Source organism: Phenylobacterium sp. (assembly GCF_031984885.1).
GTDB lineage: Bacteria > Pseudomonadota > Alphaproteobacteria > Caulobacterales > Caulobacteraceae > Phenylobacterium.
In genome coordinates this window covers 1-8,467 of the sequence record NZ_DAMABV010000029.1, presented here as the reverse complement: position 1 = coordinate 8,467, position 8,467 = coordinate 1, and the positions used below count along the sequence as shown (strand labels likewise).

Here is an 8,467-nt window from a genome sequence, read left to right as displayed (position 1 = left end):
CGGTTTGCGCAGCAAGACCGGGACCCATGAACACCGGATGGATCAGAACCCGGCACGGCCGCGCCTCATTCGTCAGACGCGGCGTCAATGGGTCCCGGACAAGCCCTACGGGCTTTCCGGGATGACACGAAAAGCGCCACGCCCCCCACGGCCCCTTCATCTCGGCGCCTCGAAGTCCGCCCCTCAGAGCAGCCACACCCCAAGCCAGAACGCCGCCCCGGCCACGGCGGCGCCGAGCGCGAACCAGGCCATGCGCGAGGGCCGTTCCTCGACCACCGCCACCGCGGCGGTCGCCTGGGGCGGGGTCTCGATCAGCCGGTGCAGGGCGCGCAGGGCCTCGATCCCCTCGCTGACGAAGCGCCTGACCTGCGCCTGCGGGCCCAGCTCGCGCAGCATCCAGCGGCGCACCACCGGGTCGGCCGCCTTCCAGATGTCGTGGTCGGGATCGAGCCGCCGGGCCACCCCCTCCACCGTCATCATGGTCTTCTGCAGCAGCACGAGCTGCGGCTGCAGGCGCATGTCGAACAGGGCGGTGATCTCGAAGAGCTGGGTCAGCACCCGGCCCATCGACACGTCCCGCGCCGTGCGGCCGAACAGCGGCTCGCCCACCGCCCGCAGGGCCTGCGCGAAGGCGTGGACCGAATGGGTGCGCGGCACGTAGCCGGCGTCGAAATGGGTCTGGGCGATCTTCTCGTAGTCACGCTCCAGGAACCCCCAGAGGATCTCGGCCAGGTAGCGCCGCTCGGACGGCGCCAGCCGCCCGACGATGCCGAAGTCCACCGCCGTGATCTGCGCCGGCGCGGCCACGAACAGGTTCCCCTCGTGCAGGTCGGCGTGGAACACCCCATGGTCCAGCGCCTGGGCCAGGAAGGCGCGCAGCAGCTTGTCGGCCAGGGCCGGGCGGTCCAGGCCCTCGATCTCCAGGGTCGCCGGGTCCGACAGCGGCGCGCCCAGCGCCCACTCCTGGGTCAGCACCGTCTTGCCGACCCCGTCCCAGACCACCTTCGGCGCGGACATGTAGCCGTCCTTGGCCATCACCTCGGCCAGCTCGTCGCCGCCGGCCGCCTCCAGCCGCAGGTCCAGCTCCAGCTCGGTCGCGCGGATCACCGTGGTCGCCAGGGCGCGGGGCTCCAGCCGGCGGGCGTCGGGCGACACCTTCTCGACCAGCCGCGCGGCCAGGGCCAGCGCTTCGGCGTCCTGGGCCACGCGCTGGGCGATGCCCGGCCGCAGCACCTTCACCGCCACCCGCCGCCCGTCCAGCAGCACCGCGTCGTGCGCCTGGGCCAGGGAGGCGGCCGCCACCGGCTCGCCGAACGCCGAGAACAGGCTGTCGATCGACCGGCCCAGGCACAGCTCCACCTCCCGCCGCGCCACCGGCGTTGGGAAGGGGTCGAGCCTGTCCTTCAGGCGCGACAGGTCGCCCGCGAACTCGGCGCCGAAGATGTCGGCGCGGGTCGAGAGCAGTTGGCCGAGCTTGATCGCCACCGGGCCCAGCCGCTCCAGCGAGCGGGCCAGCCGCTCGCCCGGCCGGCCCTCGCGCGCCTGCCGCCCGGCCAGGCCGCGCACCGCCCGCGACAGGCTCTGCACCCGCGGCGGATAGAGCGCGTCGAGCTCGCGCGGCAGCAGGGCGTCGTTGCGCGCCAGCGACCAGGCCGCCGCGGTCAGCCGCCCGAAGGCCGCGAGACTTCCCATGGATCAGAACGCCCAGCCGTGATGCAGGGCCGCCACGCCGCCGGTGAAGTTGGTGAAGCCCGCCCGGCTGAAGCCGGCCGTCTCGATCATCGCGACGAAGGTCCGCTGGTCGGGGAAGCGGCGGATGCTCTCCACCAGGTACTGGTAGCTGTCGCGGTCCTTGGTCACCCACTCGCCGATCTGCGGGATCACCTTGAAGGAATAGGCGTCATAGGCCTTGCGCAGCATCTCGGTGGCCGGTTGCGAGAACTCCAGGCACAGGAACCGCCCGCCCGGCTTCAGCACCCGGCGGGCCTCGACCAGGGCGGCCTGCACGTCGGTGACGTTGCGGATGCCGAACGAGATCACATAGGCGTCGGCGCAGGCGTCGGGCAGCGGCAGGCGCTGGGCGTCGCCGACGTTCCAGGTGATCTCCGGCTCGCCGCCCTTGGCGCGGCCGGCCGCGATCATCTCGGCGTTGTAGTCCATGATCATGATCTGGGCGTCGGGGCCGCCGCGGCGCTCCTGGGCGGCGCGGGCCAGCTTGGCGAAGCGCCGGGCCATGTCGCCGGTGCCCCCGGCGCAGTCGATGATCACCTCGCCCGGCTGCGGGTTCAGTCTGGCGGCCGTGGCGTCCTTCCAGAGCCGGTGCACGCCCGCGCTCATCAGGTCGTTCATCAGGTCGTAGCGACTGGCCACGCTGTCGAACACGCCGCGCACCAGGCGGGGTTTTTCCGAAGCGTCGACGTCGCGAAAGCCGAAGGTGGCGGAAGGTCCGGTCATGGCCTGGGTCTTAGCCCGACCACGCCAACCGCGCCAGACGCGGGCGCGCAAATCCCCCCGGAGAAAAAGCAGGTGTCATCCCGGTTTGCGCAGCAAGACCGGGACCCATGAACACCGGATGGATCGGAACCCGCAAGGCCGCGCCTCATTCGTCAGGCACGGCGTCAATGGGTCCCGGACAAGCCCTGCGGGCTTTCCGGGATGACACGGGGAGCACGGCCCCTTCGTGCTCTTCGTGTCCTTCGTGGTCTTGGTGTTTCAAAATCCGCCGAGCAGCTTGCGCCAAACGCTGCCGGAGGAAAAACAGGCGTCATCCCGGTTTGCGCAGCAAGACCGGGACCCATGAACCCGGCAAGGCCGCGCCCCATTCTCCACGATCAGGCGTCAATGGGTCCCGGACAAGCACGCCCGAGCATCCGCCAAGCAGGTTGTCCCGGCCGCCGCGAAATGCCACTTCAAGTCCCATGCCCGAATTACCCGAGGTCGAAACCGTCCGGCGCGGCCTGGCGCCGGTCCTGGAAGGCCGCCGCCTGTCGCGGGTCGAGGCGCGCCGCGCCGACCTGCGCTTTCCGTTCCCCGACGGCTTCGTCCAGCGCCTGACCGGCGCGACCATCGAGCGGCTGGAGCGCCGCGCCAAGTACCTGATGGCGGTGCTCGACCGCGGCGAGACCCTGGTCATGCACCTGGGGATGAGCGGCCGCTTCGAGATCGCCCAGCCCGAGGGCCGCCGGCGGCCGGGCGAGTTCCACTACGCCCCCGACCCCGACCCGAAGCACGCCCATGTGGTGTTCGAGGCCGACGACGGCGGGCGCGTCACCTATTACGACCCGCGCCGCTTCGGCTACATGGACCTGATCGAGACCGCGGCCCTGGAGACCCATCCCTGGTTCGCCGGCCTCGGCCCCGAGCCGCTGTCGCCGGCCTTCGACGCCGAGCGCCTGGTCAGGGCCTTCGCCGGCCGCAAGCAGGGGCCCAAGACCCTGCTGCTCGACCAGCGCGTCGTCGCGGGCCTGGGCAACATCTATGTCTGCGAGGCGCTGAACCGCGCGAAGATCTCGCCGCTGAAGCCGGCCGGGTCGATCAAGCCGGCCAGGATCGCCCCGCTGGTCGGGATCATCCGCGAGGTGCTGAACGAGGCCATCGAGGCCGGCGGCTCCTCGCTCAAGGACTACGCCGCCGCCGACGGGGCGCTGGGCTATTTCCAGCACCGCTTCCGCGCCTACGACCGCGAGGGCGAGCCCTGCGCCAACCCCGGCTGCAAGGGCGCCATCGCCCGCGAGGTCCAGGCCGGCCGCTCCACCTTCTATTGCCCGGCCTGCCAGAAGTGAGCCCGCCCATGACCCGTCGCCTGCTCGGCGCCCTGGCCGGCCTGCTGCTGGCCGGATGCGCCGCGTCCGAGGCCGAGGCCCGGCCCCCGGTCTGGATCGTGCGCGACGCCGATTCCGAGCTGGTGCTGTTCGGCTCGATCCACGTGCTGCCGCCCGGCCTCGACTGGCGGCCCGCCGAACTGGACGCCGCCCTGGCCAGGGCCGACGACCTCTGGTTCGAGCTGCCGATCGACCCGGCCTCGGAGGCCAGGGTCGGCCAGCTCGCCGCCCAGCATGGGGTGCTGCCCGAGGGCCGGTCCCTCTCGGCCATGCTCTCGCCCGCCGGCCGCCGGCGGCTGGAGACCGCGACCGCCGACCTCGGCGTCTCCATGGCCGTGCTCGACCGGCTCGAACCCTGGTTCGCCGAGGTGGTGCTGGCCGGCGCCCAGTTCCAGAAGGCCGGCGCCGACGCCGGCTCCGGCGTCGAGAAGATGATCTCCGGCTCGGCCCCGGCCGCAGCCCAGCGCCGCGCCTTCGAGAGCCCCGAGGAGCAGATCGCCATCTTCGACGCCGCGCCCCTGCCCGAGCAGATCGCCTCGCTGGAGCAGAGCCTGATCGAGCTCAACGACAACCCCAGAGCCTATCAGGAACTGGTCGCCCACTGGATGGCCGGCGACCTCAAGGCGCTGGACGAGGACGCGCTCGAGCCGCTGCGCGCCGCCGCGCCGGGCCTCTATGCGCGGCTGGTGACCGAGCGCAACGAGCGCTGGCTGAAGGCGCTGAAGACGCGCCTGGACGGCTCGGGCCGCACGGTCGTCGTGGTCGGGGTCGGCCACCTGGTCGGCCAGGACGGCCTGCCCGCCCGCCTGCGCGCCCTTGGCTACAGCGTCGAAGGGCCTTAATCCCGGCGGACCGACATCGCCAGCGAGGGCTGCCATGAGCTACGAGACCCTGATCGTCGAGACCACCGAAGGCGTGACCCTGATCCGCCTCAACCGGCCCGAGGCGCTCAACGCCCTCAACAGCCAGCTCCTCGCCGAGCTCTCGGCCGCCCTCGACGCCGCCGAGGCCGACGAGGCCGTCCGCTGCCTGGTGATCACCGGCTCGGACCGCGCCTTCGCCGCCGGCGCCGACATCAAGGAGATGTCGACCAAGACCTACGCCGAGATGTTCAAGCAGGACTTCTTCGGCGCCAGCGCCCGCCGCATCGAGCAGTTCCGCAAGCCGATCATCGCCGCGGTCGCCGGCTACGCCCTGGGCGGCGGCTGCGAGCTGGCCATGCTCTGCGACTTCATCATCGCCGCGGAGTCCGCGAAGTTCGGCCAGCCGGAGATCAATCTCGGCGTCGCCCCCGGCATCGGCGGCACCCAGCGCCTGACCCGCTTCGTCGGCAAGTCCAAGGCCATGGAGATGATCCTCACCGGCCGGATGATGGACGCCGCCGAGGCCGAGCGCGCGGGCCTGGTCTCCCGCGTCGTGCCCTCCGACCAGTTGATCGGCGAGGCCATGGCCGCGGCGACCAGGATCGCGGGCCAGTCGCCGCTGGCGGTGATGATGAACAAGGAGCTGGTCGAGACCGCCTACGAGACCACCCTCTCCACCGGCGTCGCGGTCGAGCGGCGCCTGTTCCACTCGCTGTTCGCCTTCGACGACCAGAAGGAGGGCATGGCCGCCTTCGTCGAGAAGCGCAAACCGGACTTCAAGGGCTCCTGAGGCCGTGCGGCTCATCGCTTTCGGCGACTCCATGGTCGCCGGGGCCGGCGATCCCGACCACCTGGGCTGGATCGGCCGGGCCCTGCTCGGGCGCCGCTCGGTCACCCTCTACAATCTCGGGGTCCGCCGCGAGACCTCCAGCGACATCGCCGCGCGCTGGCGGGCCGAGGCGGGCGCCCGGTTTACCGACGAGGAGCCGATGCGGATCGTCTTCTCGTTCGGCGCCAACGACTGCTACCCGCACGACGGCGCGCCCCGGGTCGCCCAGGCCCAGACCCTGAAGAACGCCCAGGCGATGCTGACCGGCGCCGAGGCCCTTTGCCCGGTGCTGCTGGTCGGGCCGCCGCCGATGGCCGATCCCGGCGTCTCGGCCCGGCTCGAAGTCCTCAACGAGACCCTCAAGGCGCTGGCCGCCCGCCTGAAGGTCCCGTTCATCGACGTCTTCCAGCCGCTGGAGGCCGACGGCCTGTGGCGGGCCGAGGCCCTGGCCTGGGACGGCGCCCACCCCGGCGCGGGCGGCTATCAGCGCATGGCCGACCTGGTCGGCGCCCATCCGGCCTGGCGCGCCTTCACGCTTGTCGATTAAACCTATCCACAGCGCATTGACCCGGGAGGCGCTCTCCCGTATATCCGCGCCTCCAATTTGCCCGCCCGGGTTTTGGCTCGGGCGCGATCCGTATTGAGAGCTGACACATGGCCAACACGCCCGGCGCCAAGAAGGCGGTCCGCAAGATCGCCCGCCGTACCGAAGTCAACAAGGCCCGCCGCTCGCGCGTGCGCACCTACCTGCGCAAGTTCGAAGAGGCCGTGGCCTCGGGCGACGCCGGCGCCGCCAAGACTGCCTTCGTCGAGGCCCAGTCGGAGCTGATGCGCGCCGTCACCAAGGGCGTCGTCCACAAGAACACTGGTTCGCGCAAAGTGTCGCGCCTGGCCGCCCAGCTCAAGAAGATGGCTGCGGCCTGAGGTTGAAGGGCCAAGCCTGGAGCTTGGCCGCAACCTCCCTATGAAATACGGAAATTCGAGACACCCGCGGGTTGAAAGACCCGCGGGCGTTTTATTTTGCGTCGCATCACGACGCTCCGCGACTGCGGCGTTAGTTCTCAGTTAACGGAACGTTGAAATCCAGATTCCCTTGCCCTGCGAGGGGTGGATTTGAGTCAACGAAAATATCCGTCGACGCGGCGAAGAATCACCGTTGACCCCCTACTCGCCCCGACTAGGGTGACAAACCTCAAGACGTCCTTCCATCTGATCTCGGATGAAAAAAGGCGGCGGCGGGGGCATTGCGCTCGCCGGGTAAGGCTTTGTGTTTGTTTGACAAAGTTGTTCCGCTGCGGGGGCGCTGACGGATGACGATGAAAGAGGTTGGAATGATGGCCACTGGGGGCGTTGCGAGTTCTGTCGCCGAGATGCAGGCGGTGGCCGTTTGGGCCAAGACCTGCGCGGCGCTGAAGCGGGAACTCGGCGAAGCCACCTTCGGCTCGTGGCTGGGCCAGGCCGCCCTGCGCGAGCGCGGCGAGGAGCTTTGCCTGGTCGCCGCGACCGGCGTGGCCCGCGACTGGATCCGCCGCCACGCCTGGCGCCGCATCGGCGAGCTCTGGGCCCAGAACGACCCGATGGGCCGCAACCTCGACCTGAAATCGCGCATGGAGTTCGAGGCCGCCTCGCCGGCCGCGCCCGCCGCGCCGGTGGTGCTCAAGCCCGAACCGCTGGAGGGGCCCCTGGCCGACGGCCACGTCATCGAGATCGAGGTTCCGCTCCAGGCCGCGCCGCCGGTCGCCGCCCGCGCCGGCCGCCAGCAGGGCCTGCAGGACCGCTTCTCCTTCGAGACCTTCGTCGCCGGCCCGGCCAACGAATTCGCCTTCGCCGTGGCCCGCCGCGTGGCGGCCTGGTCGGACGGCCACTTCAACCCGGTGATCTTCCACGGCCCCTACGGCTTCGGGAAGACCCACCTGCTGAACGCCCTGGCCTGGGAGGCCATGCAGTCGGCGCCCGAGAAGCGCGTCGTCTACATCACCGCCGAGCGCTTCACCTCGACCTTCGTCAAGGCCGTGCAGGACCGCCAGACCGCCGCCTTCAAGGACGAGCTGCGCAACGCCGACCTGCTGCTGATCGACGACGTCCAGTTCGTCGCCGGCAAGTCCTCCACCCAGGAGGAGCTGTTCCACACCCTGCTGGCCCTGGTCGAGGACGGCCGCCGCGTGGTGATGACCGCCGACCGCTCGCCGGCCGAGCTGTCGGAGATGGAGCCGCGCCTGCGCAGCCACCTGCAGGCCGGCCTGGTCTGCGGCATCGAGCCGGCCGACCGCACCCTTCGCCTGGGCATCCTGGAGCGCAAGCTCGCCACCCTGGCGGCCCAGGGCAAGTTCATGCCCTCGGCCCGCAGCGAGGTGCTGCAGTTCCTCGCCGACCGCTTCACCGACAGCGTCCGTGAGCTGGAAGGCGCGCTCAACACCCTGGTCGCCCGCGTCGGCGGCGAGATCTCGCGCATGACCCTGGACGAGGCCCAGGCCATCCTGCGCCCGAACCTGGCCTGCAACGAGCGCCGGGTCACCGTCGACCAGATCCAGAAGACCGTGGCCGAGCACTATCAGCTCAAGCAGGCCGACCTGATCTCCGAGCGCCGCGCCCGCGTCGTCGCCCGCCCGCGCCAGGTCGCCATGTGGCTGGCCAAGCAGATCACCACCCGCTCGCTGCCCGACATCGGCCGCCGCTTCGGGGGCCGCGACCACACCACCGTCCTGCACGCCGTCCGCCGCATCGAGGCGCTGAAGGGCGAAGACCCGATGATCGCCCGCGACCTCGACGTCCTGCTGCGCAAGCTGCGCGGCTGAGCCGCGCCGGCAGAGATCGACAAACCGTTGTCGATCTCTGCGCCCCAAAGCGTCATCAAGTCGGTTGAGCTGTTGCGGCGGGGCCGCGCCTCATTCGTCAGGCCCGGCGTCAATGGGTCCCGGACAAGCCCTGCGGGCTTTCCGGGATGACACGGGAAG

At 70.8% G+C, this 8,467-nt stretch carries 8 protein-coding genes; 6 read left to right on the top strand and 2 right to left on the bottom strand.

Annotated features, from left to right (window positions below; translation table 11 throughout):
- Positions 1 to 183 precede the first annotated feature (183 nt).
- Positions 184 to 1,692, bottom strand: coding sequence for a 2-polyprenylphenol 6-hydroxylase (gene ubiB / locus RTL41_RS20775; RefSeq protein WP_312167325.1), 1,509 nt, complete (start codon positions 1,690 to 1,692; stop codon positions 184 to 186).
- A 3-nt stretch (positions 1,693 to 1,695) separates the two neighbouring features.
- Positions 1,696 to 2,454 (bottom strand): class I SAM-dependent methyltransferase, encoded by a 759-nt coding sequence (locus tag RTL41_RS20770; protein WP_312167322.1) that lies wholly within the window; start codon positions 2,452 to 2,454, stop codon positions 1,696 to 1,698.
- Between the two features lie 464 nt (positions 2,455 to 2,918).
- Between RTL41_RS20770 and mutM the strand changes: the two genes are divergently transcribed.
- From mutM to dnaA, 6 genes are all read left to right on the top strand, one after another.
- Positions 2,919 to 3,782: a bifunctional DNA-formamidopyrimidine glycosylase/DNA-(apurinic or apyrimidinic site) lyase gene (gene mutM / locus RTL41_RS20765; protein WP_312167319.1), complete on the top strand. Its 864-nt coding sequence runs from the start codon at positions 2,919 to 2,921 to the stop codon at positions 3,780 to 3,782.
- An 8-nt stretch (positions 3,783 to 3,790) separates the two neighbouring features.
- Entirely contained in the window at positions 3,791 to 4,663 is an 873-nt protein-coding gene (locus tag RTL41_RS20760; RefSeq protein WP_312167316.1) for a TraB/GumN family protein, read from the top strand.
- Between the two features lie 34 nt (positions 4,664 to 4,697).
- Positions 4,698 to 5,474 carry an enoyl-CoA hydratase gene (locus tag RTL41_RS20755; protein ID WP_312167314.1) on the top strand — a complete coding sequence of 259 codons (777 nt, stop codon included), beginning with the start codon at positions 4,698 to 4,700 and terminating at the stop codon, positions 5,472 to 5,474.
- Between the two features lie 4 nt (positions 5,475 to 5,478).
- The gene (locus RTL41_RS20750) at positions 5,479 to 6,060 is read left to right on the top strand and encodes a GDSL-type esterase/lipase family protein (RefSeq protein WP_312167311.1); all 582 of its coding nucleotides are present in this window, start codon (positions 5,479 to 5,481) and stop codon (positions 6,058 to 6,060) included.
- 107 nt (positions 6,061 to 6,167) lie between these two features.
- Positions 6,168 to 6,437 (top strand): 30S ribosomal protein S20, encoded by a 270-nt coding sequence (rpsT, locus tag RTL41_RS20745; RefSeq protein ID WP_183777175.1) that lies wholly within the window; start codon positions 6,168 to 6,170, stop codon positions 6,435 to 6,437.
- Positions 6,438 to 6,844: 407 nt separating this feature from the next.
- Complete coding sequence (gene dnaA / locus RTL41_RS20740) at positions 6,845 to 8,308, top strand: chromosomal replication initiator protein DnaA (protein ID WP_312167306.1); 1,464 nt, start codon at positions 6,845 to 6,847, stop codon at positions 8,306 to 8,308.
- The last annotated feature ends 159 nt before the right edge of the window (positions 8,309 to 8,467 follow it).